General features: G+C 66.2%; 17 protein-coding genes and 1 tRNA gene. 13 read left to right on the top strand and 5 right to left on the bottom strand.

Features of this window, described 5'->3' with window-relative positions; all coding sequences use genetic code 11:
• The first annotated feature begins 572 nt into the window (after window positions 1-572).
• Window positions 573-809 (top strand): DUF397 domain-containing protein, encoded by a 237-nt coding sequence (locus U9978_RS16270; RefSeq protein ID WP_322761983.1) that lies wholly within the window; start codon window positions 573-575, stop codon window positions 807-809.
• A gap of 147 nt (window positions 810-956) precedes the next feature.
• Here the strand turns inward: U9978_RS16270 and U9978_RS16265 are convergent, their stop codons facing one another.
• Window positions 957-1,823, bottom strand: coding sequence for a helix-turn-helix transcriptional regulator (locus U9978_RS16265; RefSeq protein WP_322761982.1), 867 nt, complete (start codon window positions 1,821-1,823; stop codon window positions 957-959).
• A 607-nt stretch (window positions 1,824-2,430) separates the two neighbouring features.
• Between U9978_RS16265 and U9978_RS16260 the strand changes: the two genes are divergently transcribed.
• Window positions 2,431-2,988: an NUDIX domain-containing protein gene (locus U9978_RS16260; protein WP_322761981.1), complete on the top strand. Its 558-nt coding sequence runs from the start codon at window positions 2,431-2,433 to the stop codon at window positions 2,986-2,988.
• A gap of 28 nt (window positions 2,989-3,016) precedes the next feature.
• Here U9978_RS16260 and U9978_RS16255 read toward each other — a convergent pair whose 3' ends face one another.
• Window positions 3,017-3,724 carry a DUF4232 domain-containing protein gene (locus U9978_RS16255; protein WP_322761980.1) on the bottom strand — a complete coding sequence of 236 codons (708 nt, stop codon included), beginning with the start codon at window positions 3,722-3,724 and terminating at the stop codon, window positions 3,017-3,019.
• 234 nt (window positions 3,725-3,958) lie between these two features.
• On the opposite strand from U9978_RS16255, the gene U9978_RS16250 reads away from it, so the two are divergent.
• The 3 genes from U9978_RS16250 to U9978_RS16240 all read left to right on the top strand — a co-directional run bounded on the left by U9978_RS16250 (window position 3,959) and on the right by U9978_RS16240 (window position 6,774).
• Complete coding sequence (locus tag U9978_RS16250) at window positions 3,959-5,290, top strand: diacylglycerol/lipid kinase family protein (RefSeq protein ID WP_322761979.1); 1,332 nt, start codon at window positions 3,959-3,961, stop codon at window positions 5,288-5,290.
• Between the two features lie 94 nt (window positions 5,291-5,384).
• Complete coding sequence (locus U9978_RS16245) at window positions 5,385-6,305, top strand: thioesterase family protein (RefSeq protein ID WP_322761978.1); 921 nt, start codon at window positions 5,385-5,387, stop codon at window positions 6,303-6,305.
• 265 nt (window positions 6,306-6,570) lie between these two features.
• Window positions 6,571-6,774: a cold-shock protein gene (locus U9978_RS16240; protein WP_239310293.1), complete on the top strand. Its 204-nt coding sequence runs from the start codon at window positions 6,571-6,573 to the stop codon at window positions 6,772-6,774.
• A gap of 145 nt (window positions 6,775-6,919) precedes the next feature.
• Here U9978_RS16240 and U9978_RS16235 read toward each other — a convergent pair whose 3' ends face one another.
• The gene (locus U9978_RS16235) at window positions 6,920-7,183 is read right to left on the bottom strand and encodes a peptide deformylase (RefSeq protein WP_322761977.1); all 264 of its coding nucleotides are present in this window, start codon (window positions 7,181-7,183) and stop codon (window positions 6,920-6,922) included.
• Between the two features lie 458 nt (window positions 7,184-7,641).
• Here U9978_RS16235 and U9978_RS16230 point away from each other — a divergent pair, with 458 nt between their 5' ends.
• The 7 genes from U9978_RS16230 (at window position 7,642) to U9978_RS16200 (ending at window position 14,125) form a co-directional block, all read left to right on the top strand.
• Window positions 7,642-8,397, top strand: a complete 756-nt coding sequence (locus U9978_RS16230) for a hypothetical protein (protein ID WP_322761976.1) — start codon at window positions 7,642-7,644, stop codon at window positions 8,395-8,397.
• Between the two features lie 12 nt (window positions 8,398-8,409).
• The gene (locus U9978_RS16225) at window positions 8,410-8,685 is read left to right on the top strand and encodes a hypothetical protein (protein ID WP_322761975.1); all 276 of its coding nucleotides are present in this window, start codon (window positions 8,410-8,412) and stop codon (window positions 8,683-8,685) included.
• A gap of 97 nt (window positions 8,686-8,782) precedes the next feature.
• Entirely contained in the window at window positions 8,783-10,501 is a 1,719-nt protein-coding gene (locus tag U9978_RS16220; RefSeq protein ID WP_322761974.1) for a serine/threonine-protein kinase, read from the top strand.
• A gap of 192 nt (window positions 10,502-10,693) precedes the next feature.
• A complete protein-coding gene (locus U9978_RS16215) occupies window positions 10,694-11,281 on the top strand; it encodes a DUF4232 domain-containing protein (protein ID WP_322761973.1) in 588 nt (195 codons plus the stop codon).
• Between the two features lie 647 nt (window positions 11,282-11,928).
• Complete coding sequence (locus U9978_RS16210; RefSeq protein ID WP_322761972.1) at window positions 11,929-12,471, top strand: YbhB/YbcL family Raf kinase inhibitor-like protein; 543 nt, start codon at window positions 11,929-11,931, stop codon at window positions 12,469-12,471.
• Window positions 12,472-12,584: 113 nt separating this feature from the next.
• Window positions 12,585-12,716: a DLW-39 family protein gene (locus tag U9978_RS16205; RefSeq protein ID WP_322750450.1), complete on the top strand. Its 132-nt coding sequence runs from the start codon at window positions 12,585-12,587 to the stop codon at window positions 12,714-12,716.
• A gap of 1,336 nt (window positions 12,717-14,052) precedes the next feature.
• A tRNA-Ala gene (locus U9978_RS16200) sits at window positions 14,053-14,125 on the top strand.
• Window positions 14,126-14,473: 348 nt separating this feature from the next.
• Here U9978_RS16200 and U9978_RS16195 read toward each other — a convergent pair.
• Together U9978_RS16195 and U9978_RS16190 are read right to left on the bottom strand one after the other, a co-directional pair.
• Entirely contained in the window at window positions 14,474-14,920 is a 447-nt protein-coding gene (locus tag U9978_RS16195) for a hypothetical protein (protein WP_322761971.1), read from the bottom strand.
• 39 nt (window positions 14,921-14,959) lie between these two features.
• Entirely contained in the window at window positions 14,960-15,712 is a 753-nt protein-coding gene (locus U9978_RS16190) for a GntR family transcriptional regulator (RefSeq protein WP_322761970.1), read from the bottom strand.
• Between the two features lie 94 nt (window positions 15,713-15,806).
• On the opposite strand from U9978_RS16190, the gene U9978_RS16185 reads away from it, so the two are divergent.
• A complete protein-coding gene (locus U9978_RS16185; protein ID WP_322761969.1) occupies window positions 15,807-16,886 on the top strand; it encodes a DUF1152 domain-containing protein in 1,080 nt (359 codons plus the stop codon).
• Window positions 16,887-17,964: the final 1,078 nt, after the last annotated feature.

The following is a 17,964-nucleotide window of genomic DNA, read 5'->3' as shown; positions in this document are numbered from 1 at the left end:
TCATCGCCTAAAGTTATTCGCACCGTACAGATGCACGTGCGGATGCCCGTGCTATATCCTTCGCACGAAGTACGTGCATTTGCACGGCCTGAGAGCCCGTTTTGAATCTTGGGTTCGGACAGCGAGCCGCGTCCAGGTGGTTCCCGGCAAGGCGGAAGGCGAGCAGGGTCCTACGGCAGTGCGAAGCGGTGTCGTAGGGGCGGGCGATACCGGATGAGTTGTATCGGTTTGGCCGACAACGCAGCCGGAGGCCGGCTGGGCGTGGATCACCAGAACAGAAGATTCAAAACAGGCTCTGAGGCTCCTGCAAAGCGGGAGGGGGTGGGCTCAGCCGTCGGTCCGTTCACGCGCCCGGAAACGGACGTGACCCTGGGTCCGCATGGACGCGAATCCAGCCAGACGCCCGGGACCGCGAAGCGCCGCAATGCGGCCCCTCAAGCCCCGTCCACCGACGAAAACACAATTACAACCATCACTTAGCACCCAAACGACAAAAAACACAAACAGCCAATGGCGACACAATTGCCACCTTCTCGTGTCGCCGGCGGCCTCGTGAATCTAGGGAGAGTACGTTGCAGGAGATCTACAATGGAATGTCTGCGACCGCGCTGCCGCAGGTCACCTGGCAGAAGAGCCAGCGGAGTAACTCACAGGGAAACTGCGTGGAGATGGCCCGACTGTCATCGGACACCGTGGCGGTCCGCAACTCCAGGCATCCGGAAGGGCCCGCACTGATCTACACCCGCGACGAGATCGAAGCCCTCGTCCTCGGGGCCAAGGACGGTGACTTCGACAACCTCTTCCAATAGAAACCTCGACTGAACCTGAGGCAGCCGGGGCGCTTCGCGTCTCCCGGGGCGCGAAGAACCGCACGGTGGTGCTATCCACCGTGCCTGAGCCTGTTTTGAATCTTCTGTCCGGGCGAGCCGCCCGAACCCAAGATTCAAAACAGGCTCTCAGGTCTGACTGAGGATCCGGCTGATGACGTCAGCGGTGCTGGCCGGAGGCAGACTGTCGAGACAGAGGCGGTTCATGGCCTCCATGTAACGGTCGACGTCCTCGCGCTTGTCCAGATAGATGGCACCGCCGAGCTGTTCCAGGTAAACTATGTCCGGCAGATCCTCTTCGGGAAAGCGCAGAATGCTGAACGCGCCACCTTCAGCGGCATGGACGCCGAAGAGGAACGGCATGATCTGAAAAGTGAGATTCGGCCGCTCCATGAGCGTCGCGAGGTACTCGAGCTGAGCACGCATCACCTTGGGCCCACCTATCGGCCGCCGAAGTGCGGCCTCATCCACGACCACCCATAACCGAGGATGATCTGGCCGCATCAGCAGTCTCTGCCGATTCATCCGTACACTGATCCGACGCTCGACGGCCTTGGCAGTCAGCCCCTTATGACCCTGAGTCATAATGGCGCGAGCGTAGTCCTCGGTCTGGAGCAGGCCCGGAATGAACTGGACCTCGTAGGTGCGGATCAGCGCCGCGGCCTCCTCCAGCCCGATGTAGGGCTGGAACCAACCTGGCAGAACATCGGTGTAGTTGTGCCACCACCCAGGCTGGTTGGCCTCACGGACCAGCGATAACAACGGCGCCCGTTCGTCCTCATCCGTGACACCGTAGAGGGTCAGCAGATCAGCCACGTCGCGTTCCTTGAAGCTGACCCGTCCCAACTCCAGGCGACTGATCTTCGATTCAGACGCCCGGATGCTGTATCCCGCGTCCTCGCGGCTGATACCTCTGTCCTCACGTAGCCGGCGGAGCTGGGAACCGAGGAGGATCCGACGCACAGTCGGACCGCCTCCGGACTCAGCGGTCGTCACGATCAGCCCCCCTCGACATCGGTCAAGGCAAGAGTACGCCATCCGATCTTCTGTCGCCCCACAGACGCCCACGCCACCTGCACGTGCACCCGAACCTTGCATTTGCACACTACGAACGCCATGATGGGCAAGCACCCTCACTCACGCCGCGAAAGTGAGGATCCCGGGAGGTTGTGATGACAACCCACGGCGCACGCCTCACCTACTTCGCGATGGCGACGGCTCGCAGGGGGGAACCGTCAGCGATGCGGGACTTCAAGCAGGCAGCGGATAGTCAGTTAGTGACTACTCGATGTCGAAGTTCTGGCGGCGTGACTGCGGGGGTGCGCCGTAGGGACCGGTTCGTAAACATGATGGTCGGGCACATGATGGTCGGGCAGATGTGGGCATCGGTCGTCGATGCCACAGAACAGCTCACCGTCATCTGGAACGCGGCTGACCGGCGGGCGCTTACCGGCCCGGCTAACGGGCCGATAAGCGGTGGTGCCAACGGTGTAACCGGCCGGGCGCGGGGGGCCAAGGGGGTCGCTATGCGATCCCCTTGGAGTAAAACGCAGGCTCATCCGCAGATCCGCCCGACTGCTGACGACACCCCCGGAGGGGGGCTGTGGTGATACGCAACAACGCCGACTGCGCGGGTACCGACCGCACGGATGTCGGCCGCACGGATGTCGACTGTGTGACGCACGTGCCCATCAACGTCCATGTGCTGATGTCGCGCGCGGACGGGTCGGTTCTGCTGGGCTGTTCCGACGAGCCGGATGCACCGTGGCGGCTTCCGTGGGGGGAGTTACGCGGCCGTGAACCGGCGATAGAGGCCGTGCTTCGCATCGCCGATGACACGGTGTCGGTGATGGCGATGGCGGCGCATGTGTGGCTCGCGCACGTGGCGCATCATCATTACCCCGATACCGGTGAACGGGTGGGGTTGTTCTTCCGGTTGACCCACTGGCGCGGGATGCCCGCGCCCGGCCGGGACCCGCGGGTGGGCCGCCTTCAGTGGCACCATCTGGATGCCCTGCCGGAGTCGCTCACCTCCCTGGACCGGGAGGCGCTGGCCCGCTGGCAGGACAATGACATGTATTCCGAGCTGGGGTGGAATCCCCAACGGATAGGTGCCGTCCCACGCCTGCGTGGCATCGCGGGTTTCCGGGCATCGTCGTAGGTCATCGGTCGCAGGTTGTAACCGTCGATCAGTGCGACCGTGTTCCCGTGGTTCCAGCGACCACGGGATGCACCTGGAATGCGTCACAGATGACTACCTGACGGTCAACGTGCCGACCACCGCCCTGGTTCGGCGGGATGATCACAAAACTCGCGTACGGCAGGCATGCGTCCTTGGCACCGGATGTGCCTGCGGAACGAACGGCCGTCCATTCGACCCCGAACGACGCGCTGTGCTGTGGCTGAAGGACGACTGTTCCAGGTGGGCCCACCCTGAACAGACTGCCGCCTTCCGACCGGGCGGCGGGCCGCTCCTGGCGGCCTTCGCTGTTCAACGCGACCACGGACGGATAGCCGATCAACGAACACGGCCGGTCTGCGATGTCGGTGAGGACAACGACGAACCCCTGACGTTCAGCGGACGCGGCGCCCGTCATCGGACCGGCATCAAGCCGGAGCTCGGACTCGCCACACACCGGCGGTGACCCGGGTGCGGGAGTCAGCTGGCCGCCGGGCACGGGCGACGGGTGGGGGGATGAGCCTTGGTCACTGCCGGTCTGTGCTCTGATACCCGCCTCCGCGCCGAGCGGAGCCTGGAGCTTCGTCGGCGTAGCGGTAGCTGCCGGCGCGGTACGACCCGAACTGCATGCGCCAGCACCAACACCGGCACCGAGGACCACCAACCCGGCTCCGATCGCGACGAACCGGCTCGCGCGGGCCCGGGGTCTTTTCACCATAAGGCAGCAGTCTTGCACCAACTGTCCATCCACCGGGTGCAGCCCATGGCCGGCCGCAGCCAAGCGACTGTCGATGCCGCGAACTCGCAGTGGTAACGGTCACGCCACGGGGTAAGAAACAGTTCACGTGGTCGGCCCGCTGAAAGCGGCCACCAGTCACTACAGGCGGCAGTTGCAGTGAACAGCGGCGCAATGGACAACGGTCGCAACGGACAGCAATCGCAACGGAGTGGTATGGCCCACGAGCATTCGGAGGTCGCCCGGCCCTCGTTGTCACGGCGAGCCGCGGCGACAGCGGCGCTGCTGTGCTTCGCGGCCGCTATAGTTGTCGGAATCTGGAGTCTGGTGGACGATCCAGGCACGCTGCTGATCGTCATTCCGGCATTCGTGATCACCGGACTCGCCGTCGGGAGTGCGCTGGTCAACCGCGGCCTGCGCCGCCTGCTGGCCACCGGTATCGCGGCTGTCGCGCTCGTCGTGCTGGTACTGGCCCTCGATGTCGCCGGCATCACCACCGCGATCATCGTCATCATCCTGATCGCCGCATCCGGAGCTGCAACCCGGACCGCGTTCGGGCGCCACCGCCCGTCCGGGGTCGCTGTGGGACCTGCCCGCCATGGCGTCCTCATCGTGAACCCACGCTCGGGCGGGGGTGCCGCCGAGCGTCACCACCTGGTCGACGAAGCGCGGCGGCGCGGCATCGCGACCATGCTGCTCACACCGGGCGACGACCTACGCGCGCTCGCCGAAGGCGCCGTCGCAGGCGGGGCAGACGTGATCGGAATGGCCGGCGGCGACGGATCGCAGGCCCTTGTCGCCGATGTCGCCCGCAGGCACGATGTCGCATTCGTCTGTGTCCCGGCCGGCACCCGCAACCACTTCGCCGCCGACCTCGGTCTTGATCGAAACGACGTCGCCGGGGCTCTGGAGGGCTTCATCGCCGCCGTGGAAAGGCGCATCGATCTCGCTGAGGTCGGTGGTCGGGTGTTCGTCAACAACGCCTCGCTGGGCATTTACGCCGAAATCGTACAGTCCGATGACTACCGCAATGCCAAGATCGGCACGGCGACCGAGATGCTTCCAGATCTGCTCGGGCCACGGGCCGTCCCACCGGATCTGCGCTTCACCGGCCCCGACGGTGAACTCACACCGACGGCGGACGTCCTGCTCGTGTCGAACAACGCCTACCAGTTGCGCAGCCTCGGCGGGCTGGGCACCCGGCCGAGGCTCGACGGCGGGGAACTCGGCGTGGTCACCGTGCTCGTCGACCGTGCCCGCGACGTGCCGGCCCTGATGGCGCTCGAGTCAGCCGGAGCGCTGGAACGCTTCCGGGGATTCCACCGGTGGACGACCCCGACGCTGCGAGTGGATTCCACTGGTCCGGTGAACATCGGCATTGACGGCGAGGCCATGCAACTAAAACCTCCGCTGGAGTTCCGCTGCCTGCCGGCGGCTCTGCGGGTGCGGGTACCACCGCATGCGCCCGGCGTCCCGCCGACCCGGCCGGGGATGCTGGGAACGCTGCCCGCGCTGGTGCGCATCGTCGCCGGACATCCGTCACGATAGCCGCCAGGCGCCAGGCGCCAGGCGCCAGCCGCCAGCCGCCAGGCGCCCGCCGCGCACAGAGCGGCCATAGGGGGCAACCTGCGAGCATAGGGACATGAGCACCGGGTTCGAGATAGATGTGGACGGCGCCGACCGGACCACCGGAGGGGCCACCCGAGGCACCACGCATGACCTGCGCGGGCTTCTCGGGCTGAGCGTCGATGCCGAGGCCGGCGGCGGCAGCCTCGTGGTCGGCCCACACCTGCTCAACTCCGGCAGGACGTTGTGGGGCGGTTGTGGGCTGGCCGCGGCGATCGCGGTCACCGAGAGCATCCTCGATCGGGGCTGTGTATGGGCGACCGTCCAGTACGTCTCCCCCATCCATGCCGGGGCGTGTCTCAATCTTCAGGTCGAGGTGGGCCAGCAGGGGCGAAGCCTGTCCCAGGTGGCGGTACGCGGCACAATCAACGGCCGGCTCGCCCTGCTGGCCACGGGCACCTTCGGCGGCCCGACGGATGGCGGCCCGACGGTGGACGGCAGCCCGACGATGGACGGCGGTGTGCAGTTCACCGGTCCACCCGATGACGTGCCAAGCCCGCCGGACTGCCCGCCGCGGACCCACACCAGCAGTGGCCGCAGCGTGGCCGAGGCAGGGGGAATGCTCGCCCGGATCGAGCAGCGTTGGGCCCGCCCGCCTCGGTCTGCGCTCGACGGCAGCCCGGGTTCGGGTCACTGCGTCCTATGGGCCCGGTTCAATCAGTCCATGATGACCTCAGCGGCGTCGGTCGCGATCATCGCGGATCTGGCGCCGGCCGCTGTCATCGATGCGGTGGGCCGGCCCGTCTACACACTCAGCCTGGACAACAGCCTGCGGGTCGGGCGCACGGCCCAGACGGACTGGATGCTGGTCGACGCCCAGGTAGAGACCATGATCGGCAAAGTAGCCCAGATCACAGCCAGAATTTTCGACGAAAACGGACAGTTGATCGCAACGGCGGATCAATCAGCCAAACTACTCCCGCCTCGAACATCCTGAGCCGTCCAGTTAATCGATCATGCTCATGACCCGCACCACTGTCGGGGAGTTCGCCTGTTGCGCCCCCTCACCCCGCGCATCCTCGTGAAGCCTGGTAGGTTGGCTGTGTTGCAGTTGGAGCTTCCTCGAACGCTCAAACGCCCCGGAGTCTGACAGCGGGCGTTTTTCGTTTCTCCGGTCTTTTCCGGTAGTGGGACGGTCCCACCGCGGCAACCTGGTATTCGCAGTGGGCGGGCTTGGTCCAGCCCCACGAAGGAGACGACACATGGCTCAGGGCACCGTGAAGTGGTTCAACGGCGAGAAGGGATTCGGGTTTATCGCCCAGGACGGCGGCGGTCCCGACGTGTTCGTCCACTACTCCGCCATCGACAGCGCAGGCTACCGCAGCCTGGAAGAGAACCAGCGCGTCGAGTTCGAGGTGACGCAGGGCCAGAAGGGTCCGCAGGCCGAGCACGTCCGCCCGGTCTGACCCGTTCGGTGTGGAGCGCCCGCCGTCGGCGGGTGCTCCACACCGGTACGTCCTACAAAGCTTGGCATTTCCTCAACGTCCGACCGCTTTGACGATGGCCTCCGGCGGTCGGTCTTTGCGTGCAGGAGCATTGCCGGCGGACCTGTCAGTGGTGATAGGTCCAGGCTGATCCCGTACCCCGGTGCTGCTCCACCGAGATCGGCCCGACACCCGGCCGCATCCGGTCGGTGTAGAGATGGCCGTGCCGATGGTCGATCTCGTGTGCGACAAGCCGGGCGAGACCCCGATTGAGCAGGGTGATGGTCTCCCCGTTCGGAGCGCGGACGATCGCGGCGGCACGGTTGATCCCGATCTGGGGTGCGGCGACACGTGCGATGGCCGCGGTGCAGAAGTTCCACTCCAGGCTCATGCCCCGACCCGGTCGAGGGTTCGGCGAATGTCCCACTCGTGGTAGCAGGCATCGTGGGCGTTGTTGTGGGCGACGTCAGCCAAGTGTTGCCTCCCGCGTCCGGCGTGTACCAGGACGACACGGCCGCTCCTCGCCAGGTCGATGGCTTCTGCCCATTCGGTGGCGGCGTGGCGAAGAGACCAGAGTGCTCCGGCGACAGGAAGCTGGTTGTAGGCGCGGGCGCGCCCCAGCAGAGCCTGGTCGTAGCCCGGAACATCCGTACCGCCACCCAGCGCAGTTCCTGCGAGCCGCTCGGCCCAGATCCGCAGGTTGTCCGTGACGCGGTGCCGAGACCGGCATGAAACCGCCGGACACCGCGTAGGTACGACTGCCCGAAAGGCTGCCCCTGAGCCCTCGCCAGCTCCTATGGCGGCACGGTTTACTCCAAGGCGGGATTGGTAGGAGGAGGAGGACTCCGCATGCGATATGTGGACCCCGAGTTCGCCCCAACGGTGCGGGCTCATGCCCGGCCGTCCAAGGTGTCCCCGGCACCGGTTGGCGGCCTCGGCCTGCTGGCGTTGCAGAGCGCTGTGGGCAACCGCGCGATGACCAGTCTCCTGACAACCCTGCAGCCCCAGGTTCAGCGCCAGTGGTCATCGTCCTCCTCGGATGAAGACCGTGGCCAGGACGGCGGGCAGGACGGCGGCCAGGACGCGGACCGCGATATCCATGACGCCGGAGCGATCGCGGGTGTCGACACCCAGCCCGATGACGCGGGTGCGGACACGGGCCCGGGTGAGGAGCAGGCGGCGGCGCCCTCCTGCCAGATCGACGTTCGGGCCACCAAGATCCGCGGGTTGGCCGGGCTGCCGGTCTACCACCTGTTCGTGATCTATATCGACGCCTCCGGATCCCCCTATTTCTTCCGGGGCGGGCCGAGCGGCCGGGGTGGTCCGGGTGGATACGGCGCCATCAAATGCGATCATGGCCCGTACACACCGGGCACCATCGACTGGGAGCCCGGCGCACCGTCGACGACGGTCATGGCGGGCCCGGCCGCGCACGGGAAGGACGCCTCTTTCACCAGGGAGCTGAGCCGGATCGACGCGGCGGCGATTCCCTACCAGCCGACCGGACCGAACAGCAACTCCGTCGCGCGTACGATCCTCAACAAGAGTGGTGTGCCCGAGAACAAGCCAGTGATGATCGCCCCTGGATGGGGCCAGATTCTTTGACGGAGCACCCCGATGGCCGAAATCCGGTGGAAGCGACTGAAGACCGCTGCCGATGTACGCACTCGGCTGCTGGAAGCCCTTCCGCTGGGAAGCGACTCGTCGGCCATCCGGAGTTTCGCCGCCGCGCAGCATGTGGAGTGTTCGGAGGCGGACGGCGGCGTCATCCGGTGCTCGGCACCCGCGCGGGGGCGATGGCCGCTCATCTCGGCGAAATGGCTGATCGAATTCCACCTGGAGAGTGACCGGCTCGCCGGCATCACGGTCCGTGAGGGGCTCACCGGACCCTGATCCGCTGCCGCACCCAGAATGATGCACACTGTCAGAATCGGACCTGGTTCCGGCCCGCATCGCGATGGAGACCGGCATCGGACCAGGCGGGAGGATGATGAACAGCACGCCGCAGGGAGCCGACCGCACCCGTATAGTCCGGCCCGTGCCACCGCCGGGCGCACCTAGCGGGTCGGAACCGGCATGGGGGGCGGTGTTCACGCCGCTGGCCCCGCAGGATCCTCGCGAGATCAGCGGGTACCTACTGCGGGCCCGGATCGGCGAAGGCGGCATGGGCGCCGTCTATCTGACCTACACTCCCGGCGGCCGGCCGGTCGCGCTCAAGATCGCCCGACCGGAGTTCGCCGCCGATCCCGAGTTCCGCCGCCGCTTCGAAAAAGAGGTGGCGATCGCTCAACGGGTGCAGGGCCTGTACACCGCGCCGGTCATCGACTGCGACCCCCACGCCCCGCAACCGTGGCTGGCCACCGCCTACGTCGCCGCACCCTCCCTCGCCGCGGCCGTCGCCCGTCAGGGCCCGCTGCCGCCGGAGACCGTCCTGGTGCTGCTCGCCGGGGTCGCGGAGGCATTGCAGTCCATCCACGCCGCCGGGGTGATCCACCGCGACCTCAAGCCGGGGAACGTCATCCTCGCCGCCGACGGCCCCCGCGTCATCGACTTCGGTATCTCCCGGGCAGTCGAGAACTCCTCAGCGGCACTCACCCAAACCGGGGTACGGATCGGCACACCCGCCTTCATGGCCCCCGAACAAGTCCGGGGAAAATCCCTCGACACATCCGGGGATATCTTCTCGCTCGGTTCCACGGCTTATTATGCGATCACCGGCGAGTTGCCGTTCGGTGGGGATGCCGCCGTCTTCCACCGCATCGTGTACGAACAGCCCGAGTGGGACCGCTGCCCGGAGCAGGTCCGCAGCGTCCTCGAACGCTGCGTGGACAAGGACCCGGCAGGCCGCCCCACCCCTGCGGCACTGATCGAGTTGTGCCGGGCGGCGTCCACCGACGAGCGGCTCCGTATCGGCGAGGGCTGGCTACCCCCCACCGTGACCGCGGACCTCACCCGCTACAGCCTCATCCCACCAAAGCCATCCCCGCCGTTGCAGCCGACCAAAGCGGAGCACCCTCGACCTCCAGCACCCTCACCGTGGTCGCCCGCCCCGCCCGGCCCCCCACACCGCAAAGGGTCACCCTGGCTCATCGTCGGAGTCAGCGCCGCGGCACTCGCACTCGCAGCCGTGATCGTGCTCCTCACGACCCTCAGCAATACGCCGTCGGACCAGGCGAGTCGCAGCGGCGCCACGACAGCCACGTCCACCGGAAAAGCATCCACCGGAAACACGGCCACCAACAATCGTTCAGCCACCACTGGGACTGGCACGGGCACGGGGTCTGCTTCCAACAAGCCCACGACGACAGCCGTTACGAGTGGGCCAGCGACTGAACATACAGACCGGACGCTTTCCGTGCCCGCGGCGCTGGTCGGCCGTTGGGAGGGTGTGGTCAGCCAACCCAGCGGCCATCCCGACAAGTACCCGACCAGGCTGGAGCTCCGAAACGGCCGGATAGGGGAGGTCGTCGGCTCCGTCACCTATCCGACCTTCCCGTGCGGTGGTTCACTGACCTTGATTGTCGGCGGCGACGAAACCCGAGTACAGGAGAAGATCAGCGACGGCGGATCGCGATGCGCGGACAACGGAGAAATCCGGCTGTACCCGCAGTCTGACGGCACACTGCGCTGGGAGTATTACTACGGTCCCGGGAACTTTTTAGTTGACACCTCACACCCCGCGGCCACCGCCATGTTGAGCAGATATTAACGATCACTCGTTGCTACTGTGACAGTGCGGAACCTGTCAAACTCGCCTTGGTGGGTCGCACGGGCGGCGTGGATCGGTGTCGGCGACGCCGCTGTACGACATAGTGGCGGAACACGCGCGTTCCATCCGAAACCGCGCACCTGCCCTGGGGGCTCCATGCATCGACACCTCGATCGGGTGCCGCGCCGGAAAGTGCTGCTGCTCGTACTACCGCTCGTTGCCGCGTCCTGCAGTAGCTCGACCGGTTCCGTGCATTCGGCGGCCACCGCGCCATCGGCCGTCTCCGCGGGATCGACGTCTGTCTCCCCCGGATCGACACCGTCGACGGCAACCAACGGCCAGGCTGCCATACCTGCGGAGATCACGCGGTGCGCCACGGCGGGCCTCACCGTCACGCTGGGCGCGGTCACGACCGTCGCCGCGTCACAACGCCAGACCCCCGTGACGTTCACGAACCGGTCGGCGACCCGATGCAGCATGTACGGATTCCCGGGCGCGCAGCTGCTGTCCGCGGACGGAACCACGTATGACATTCCGCGATCCCCGCTCGTCAGCAGCACGAGGATCGTTCTCGCACCGGGCGCGAACGCGCACGCGACGCTGACCTACCTCGCCGATGACACGGCCAGCAGCTCCGATTTTGCCGCGACGCGCCTCGTTGTCACGCCACCCGATGAGCGCAGTTCCACCGTGTTGCCGTGGACATACGGACCGATCGTCAACCAGGAAGGCGCGACGCATCCCGGCACCTACATCATGGCCCTCACGCCCGGAGCATAAGCACGTGTCCTGCGCGGGCGGTAACGGCGATGAACGACTTCCCCGGCCCGGCCCCCGGGAAGGCGTGTCGCAGGCAACTCGCCCACATGCGGCCCCAAGGCCCTACCTTGCGCCGCTGCGCCGAGGGGAAGCGCCCCGGTGGGAAACCACCAACACGGGGGGAGTCGGTAGTCACCCCACCGGGACGCTCCCAGGGTAGCGGGCCAGAGGCCCGCGCGTCCCACTTGGCACCCAAAAACCCGCAACGAGCCCGAGTTTTTCTGCGGGCGCCCACCGAGCGCCACCGTGCCCGTAAGGTCCTTTTCAGAAAGCTATTTATGATCATTTACCGGCATCGGGGCGCGGTGTCGAGTGCGGCGTCGAGTGCGGCGTCGCCGCCAATCCCTTCAAAATTAAGTCAACCTAACTTTACTTTCTAGGTGACACGCGTCATGGCCGCATGTGGATGGCCACCACCGCCTGGGACCCGACGGACCCGGTGAGCCACGTCGCGCCGAGGTTGTATTAGAAATGCCGTGCCGGACACGTGACGGCCATGTCACAACGGATGACACAGCACAACAGAGGTCACGTCACCACAGAGGTCACGTCACCACAGATGGCACAGCACGACGGTAATCATCTGACAATGGAAATGAGGTTGGCTGATGTCTCTGCTCGATCGCGGCACCTCCCCGGACCCCTTCGATGTCCTCCCCCCCGTGCCGTTGTTCACCCTCACCAGTGACGACTTCGCCGATGGTGACACGCTCCCACCGGCAGCTGTCCACACCAGCGCAGGCGGGCAGAACCTCTCGCCGCACCTTGCGTGGACGGGTTTCCCGCCGGGGACGCAGAGCTTCGTTGTCACCTGCTTCGACCCGGATGCACCGACGGGCAGCGGCTTCTGGCACTGGTCGTTGATCGATATTCCATCCTCGGTCACCGAAATACCGCACGGAGTAGCCAGCGGTGACCTTGCCGGCCTGCCCGCGGGCTCCTTCCACGTCCGCAACGATTACGGAACAGCCGATTTTGGTGGCGCTGCGCCTCCAGAAGGTGACCGTCCGCATCGTTACGTCTTTGCTGTCCATGCGGTCGACGTCCCGTCGCTCGGGATCCCCGGCTCCGTCTCACCGGCGGTGGTCGGGTTCAACCTGACATTCCACGTCCTTGGCCGCGGGGTCCTGCGGGCCACCTACCAGCGCTGACGTTTTCCCGGCGCCTGTTGAGAATCGAGTGGCCGCGACCGCCCACGGCTGCCCACAACGGGTCGCACCAGGCGGGTGGGCAAGCATCGCCCGACGCGGGTAGGTTGGCCTACATGATTCGCAAGCTCGTAGTTCTCGCTGTTGTCGCCGGGGCCGGCGCCGTGGCGACGGTCGTGCGCCGTCGGCGGGGTAAGGACGAGGTTGACCTCTGGCACGAGGCGACCACTGCCATCAACCTGAACTGACGTCCCGCCCGCAGGGCCGGCCTGTCAGGCTCTGTCCTGTCAGGCCGCGTGTTCCTCTCTCAGCCCTGAGGTATCGGTCACCCCTGTGATCGTGTGATCTCCGGTGGATGGTTCAGGTTCGACCTCTGACCATCCACCGGGGATCCTGTGCGCCTGTCGGCGATGAACGACCCGCCGGCCCGCTGTGATGCCTGGCCGGTTCCGGCTGCATGGAGTCTCCGGTGGACCCGCAGCCCTGGTCGTTGACGATCTCCAATCCTGGTTTCCCATGCCCTGCCCCGAGGGGTTAACCCGCCAGTAGTGGTGTTGTGGTTGAGTTCCCTTTGGCATCCTATGTGTCTCATTACCGTTTGTGTCTAAGTTGTGGGCGAAGCGTTGTGAGAGCTGGCTGTCGGACAGGGACGCCCGGGATCGGTCCGGGCGCCTGGAAGGTGGCTCCAGGCATGAAGGGGACGGATGACAAGCGACAGCGGCGTGCCCGTCGGCGAATCACGGCGCCTGATCGACGCCAGCGGGCCGGATGACGACACTCCTCGGCCTCGCGAGGTCGCCGTTGGTGCCGGTTTGGGAGGATTCGTAGCTATAGTTCTACTCGTTGTGTCTGCCGTGCTTTCTGGTAGTGGGCAGCATGAGGCGACCATGGTCCGTCCAGGCACTTCGGGTGACGGGCCGGCCGGCGCGGCGGTGACGTCGTCGGACATCGTGGGTTCTTTCGGGCAGGACGCGCGGGACGCGCGGGACGCAGTGCCTACCGCTTCGGCTTCGCCTTCGGCCAGGCGGCCGCCGGCGGCATCGGCAAACAACCCGCGGCTGGTGGCTGCCGGTGCCACGTCCGCGGTTAACCCGGTCGGAGCGTCAGCGGTGCCGGCCGACGTTGGTCCGCCGACCGGCGATTCGGCGGAGCCTGGGGCCGCGCCGCCAACCGGGCCATCCGTCGCCGCACCGGCCAACGTGCCCAACCCGGCGGCTTCGCCGTCAACCGGCCAGGAGCCCACCTCGACAGGCGGCACAGCCGGCACAGCCGAGCTGACACGAAGTAGCGAATCGGCGAGCCCGGCGTCGCCGCAACCCGAGGCCACTCCCTCCTGCCCGGAAGATTCGAATTTTGCCGGATCCCTCCTGAGAGCCCTGGGGCTTGCGTCCTGCAACTCCTGACGCGACGGGCCACCGCGCAGGGACGGGGTGTGGGTTGTGCTCCGCGGAACACAACCCACACCCCGTCCGGTCTCACCCACTACCGACCCGGTGCCGGCTGCGTGCCGTACTCTTAGGTGGCCTCCCCTCGAGAGAGCCCTGAGGGGACGTAGCTAGGGGACGTAGCTAGGGGACGTAGCTAGGGGACGTAGCTCAATTGGCAGAGCACCGCCTTTGCAAGGCGGGGGTTAGGGGTTCGATTCCCCTCGTCTCCACCGTTTGATCATTATGCTCGCCGACCGCCGTCGGCTTCGCCACCAGCCGTTATGCCATCCCGGGGGACGACCCCCGGACCCCCGGACCCCCGATGCGACCGCGCCGAACGCGGCCGCCGGGAGATTGTAGCCAACCGTGTAGCCAAGGTGTGCTACCCGTTGTCCTGATCCACTGCTGCGGAGTTGCTGGACGCGCCGGGTGACGTTCTCCGCCGAGCCACTCTCTTGGCTTTGTGGACTATGCCACTAGATAAGAGAGTGGCTTATGCCAGTCCTCGGACGCAAATTCCTTTTGAAGATTTTTTCGGGCTGGCTACTGTCAGGGCGCCTGGTACGGGACCGTGGGAATCATCGAGATGAGCCGGTGACCGGAGAAGGCGGGGGAAACGGCGTGTACGTCGGCTGTGGGGCAGCAGCCCTGTCCGATTCGGCGGGAGGGTCGTGCCGGGCGAGCGTCCGGGCCGGGGCGACCTGGGCCAGCACGCGGACAGCCTCATGCCAGGCATCCCGTGCCGCCGCCACATCCTCGAACGCGGCACGTTCGGCCCGGGCCAACTCCGCCGCCCGGGCGTCGGCTTCCGCCCAGGTCCGCCAGGCGCGTTCCTCCGCCGCTGCCGCTGCGTCGACGTCCGGCCAGGCCGACCCGTCACGGACCCGCCAGATCAGGGTGAGGTCGACATCACCGTCGAAGCCGGCCAGCCGCGCACCCGGTGGCACGCCGGCGTCGATCGTACGCACCAGTTCCTGTTTGCTCATGCCCAGTTCCACCACCAATTCATGATCGGAAACGGCCATCTGCGATCTCCTCTCGCGGTAGGACGTGTTGGCGCCGGGCTAGTCGATCACCGAGTAGCCCTGTTCGAAGGTCCACTTATTGGGTGGGTACACGGCTTCGGCGAACTCGATGGGCTGCTGTTGCGCGTCGTAGACCGTGTGATGGACCACGAGCACGGCAGCCGGCCCGTCGCCGAGTTCCAGTTCCGCGCGCTCCAGGTCGCTTGCGAGCCGCGCGGCGATGGTGTCCCGGGCGTACCTGCCGCGCCGGCCGGTCTTCTCTTCGACATAGGCGAGGGTGCCGTGTCGGATGCGTTCCCGCTGGAGCAGCAGTGGCGCGACGTCGGCCAGCGCTGGTGCGTACCAGGACGTCGACACCTCCGACCGGGAACCGTCCTCCGAGTGGGTGATCCGACGCCGGCGGATGCCCCGCCCCGGGAATGGCAGTTCCAACGCTTCCGCCGCGTACTCCGTCAGATCCGTGCTCTCCGCGGCGACGATTTCCGCCCACTCGCCGGTCGTGTAGATCTTCCCGGTCTCCCGCGAATGCCGGTAGCGGTCCCGGGCGCGCCGATGTAGCCGCACCTGATCCAGCACGAACGTGCCCGCACCTTGCCGCGAGCCCACCAGCCCCTGAGTGCGTAGTGCTTCCAACGCCTTCGTGGCCGTCGGTCGGCTGACGTTCCAGTCCGCGGCAAGGGCGCGTTCGGAGGGGACCTCGTCACCGGGGAGCAGGTCGCCTGCCAAGATCTTGTCACGGATGTGGTTGGCGATCTGAAGGTACTTCGGGAGGGCTTGTTGAATCTCCGGCATAACTGGCGACCTTTGGCTAGTGGTCAAGTCCAGTCGTACCATACGCCAATTTTGCTATGAGACTAAAGAGGATGTGACTCGTAGGCTCTTTGTCGTGGGTGCACTCCTGATCGCTGCCGGTGGCGGTGGCGACGCCTTGGCGGCTACAGCCCTCCACCAGATCCTCAGGCCGGCCGACCAGCCGCCGACCGTGCTTACCTTTGCGTGGGAACGTCTCCGCGTCGATCCGCTTCCCGGGCCCCGCGGCCCCGCCGGTTTCACCGCGCTCGTACCTGTGGGCCGCTTCAACTTGCAGATCATCCCGAGCTCAGACACAACCCCGCCGGGCCGCTCCACTCTTCCGCGCCTGGTCGGTCAGATCGACGCCCGTCTCCTGCTCATCGATCCGGACGGTGGCGCGGCCGGTATCCACCGCCAGATCGCCGAACTGGTCGAGATCTCCGCTGCCAGCTGCGTGTGGATCGTCGATGTGGGCGGCGACGCAGTGGCCCACGGCGATGAACCCGGACTGCGCAGCCCCCTTGCCGACGGTCTGGTCCTCGCCGCGTGCACCGCTCTGCCCGTCCCCGTCGAGATCCTCACTGCCGGCCCTGGCCTGGACGGTGAGCTTTCCGAGGCTGAGGTTGTCGCGCGCGTCGAGGCACTCGGCGGAGAGCGCCTGCATCGGCTGCACCGCGACGAAGTCCAGCCGATGCGGGAACACCTTGGCTGGCACCCCACTGAAGCGACGGCCCTGCTCGCCGCCGCCGCACTCGGAGCCCGAGGCAGAGTTGAGATACGCGACAGCGGAACCCCCGTGGAACTCACCGACCGCAGCGCCGACATCTACCGTGTAGATCTACCCGCTCTCGTGACCGATACCCGATACGTCGCACCCCTTGCCGAGACCGCCACGTTCGATCAGGCCGAGGACGTCATTCGCCGCATCTGTGGCACCTCGGAAATCGACTACGAACGGGCGAAGGCTCTGCGGCTATCGAGTCCCCGCCCGCCGCGTCCCATCGAGGAGCTACGCCGCGACGCCGACGTCTACACCGCCGAGGCCCGAGCCAAAGGCATCGACTATCTGACGTTTCGCCGCCTTGCCGAAGCCCTCGACACCAGTCCCGACGACATCGCCCGCCTTCGGGCCCACTCAACCTTCCCGTTGTGGCCCGTCCGTGATTCCCGCTGACCTCCTGCCAGGGAACACGACGAATAAGCCCGTAGACTGCCGAATTATCCGGTTCAAGAGCGCCGCGCCGCGCGACCGCCTGCGCGCGGCCTGGCGGCGGTGCTCGCCGGGTGCGTCGCCAGCCCGCCACCGCGTAGAACTCAACTCCGGATCTACCGGTACACCTGACGAGACCGGGGTGGCTATGTCGACGAGACCGGGGTGGCTATGTCGACGAGACCGGGCACCATCTGTCGCTGTCGATGGGCACCATCTGGCGCAGCGGCGAGGCCATGTTGACGAGGTCGAGTACCACGAAGCCCAGACGTAGCGGGGCATCTCTCCGCCGCCGCCTTGCTGCTGCTTTTGCCTGTAGCGTAGGCGCTTCAAAGATCAGCGCGTCGAGGCGGTCTCGGCCGGGCGGGCGAACTGCTCGGCATCTGGTGTTCGAACTCATCGACATCCGCGCCAAGGAGCGGTGCCCGAACTGACCGACGTCTGGTGCTCGTTCTCGCCTTCGTAGCCACTCCGGTCGCTTCGCCTCCCTGACAGCCCGATCCTTCACCGAACGCGACGAGACTATCCGCGGTCACTCTGAGACCCGCATAGGCCGTCAATCCTCCTCACCTTTGGTCATCGCCGCGACGCCGGGAACACGCCCCCTGTCGTCTCGACTCTCACCGTTCATCCCTCCAGAAATGATCACTGGCCCCTACCGGCGCATGGGGGGCGATTCAACGCCGTTCTCGCCGTTGGTGCTGTACGCAGCCGTACCCCAACGGTTCGATACGGCCATAGTCCACACGAACAGACCCTGTCTTGCTTAAATAGAACCGGCCCCGTGTAAGATCGCAGACCAGACCAGACCAGACCAGACCAGACGGCACGACGTCGTACGCGTAGGTGGGGATAAAACATGGGACACTATAAAAACAAAATCCTTGAGCAGTACGAAGAATATGAGACGATGATGGCCAAAGAAACCGAAATTAAATAAGTTCTCTTGTTGATCTGCTTTTGGATCTTTGCTGTGATCGGACGGTTAGGCTACGGGGCGTGGTGGACGAAGCCTCGGAGAGGTACGTCGGGATGCGGACCC

The sequence above is a fragment of the Protofrankia sp. Cr2 genome (assembly GCF_963555885.1).
In the GTDB taxonomy this organism is placed as follows: Bacteria; Actinomycetota; Actinomycetes; order Frankiales; family Frankiaceae; genus Protofrankia.
Note: the sequence above shows the minus strand (reverse complement) of the source record. Positions and strands in the feature narration are given on the sequence as shown.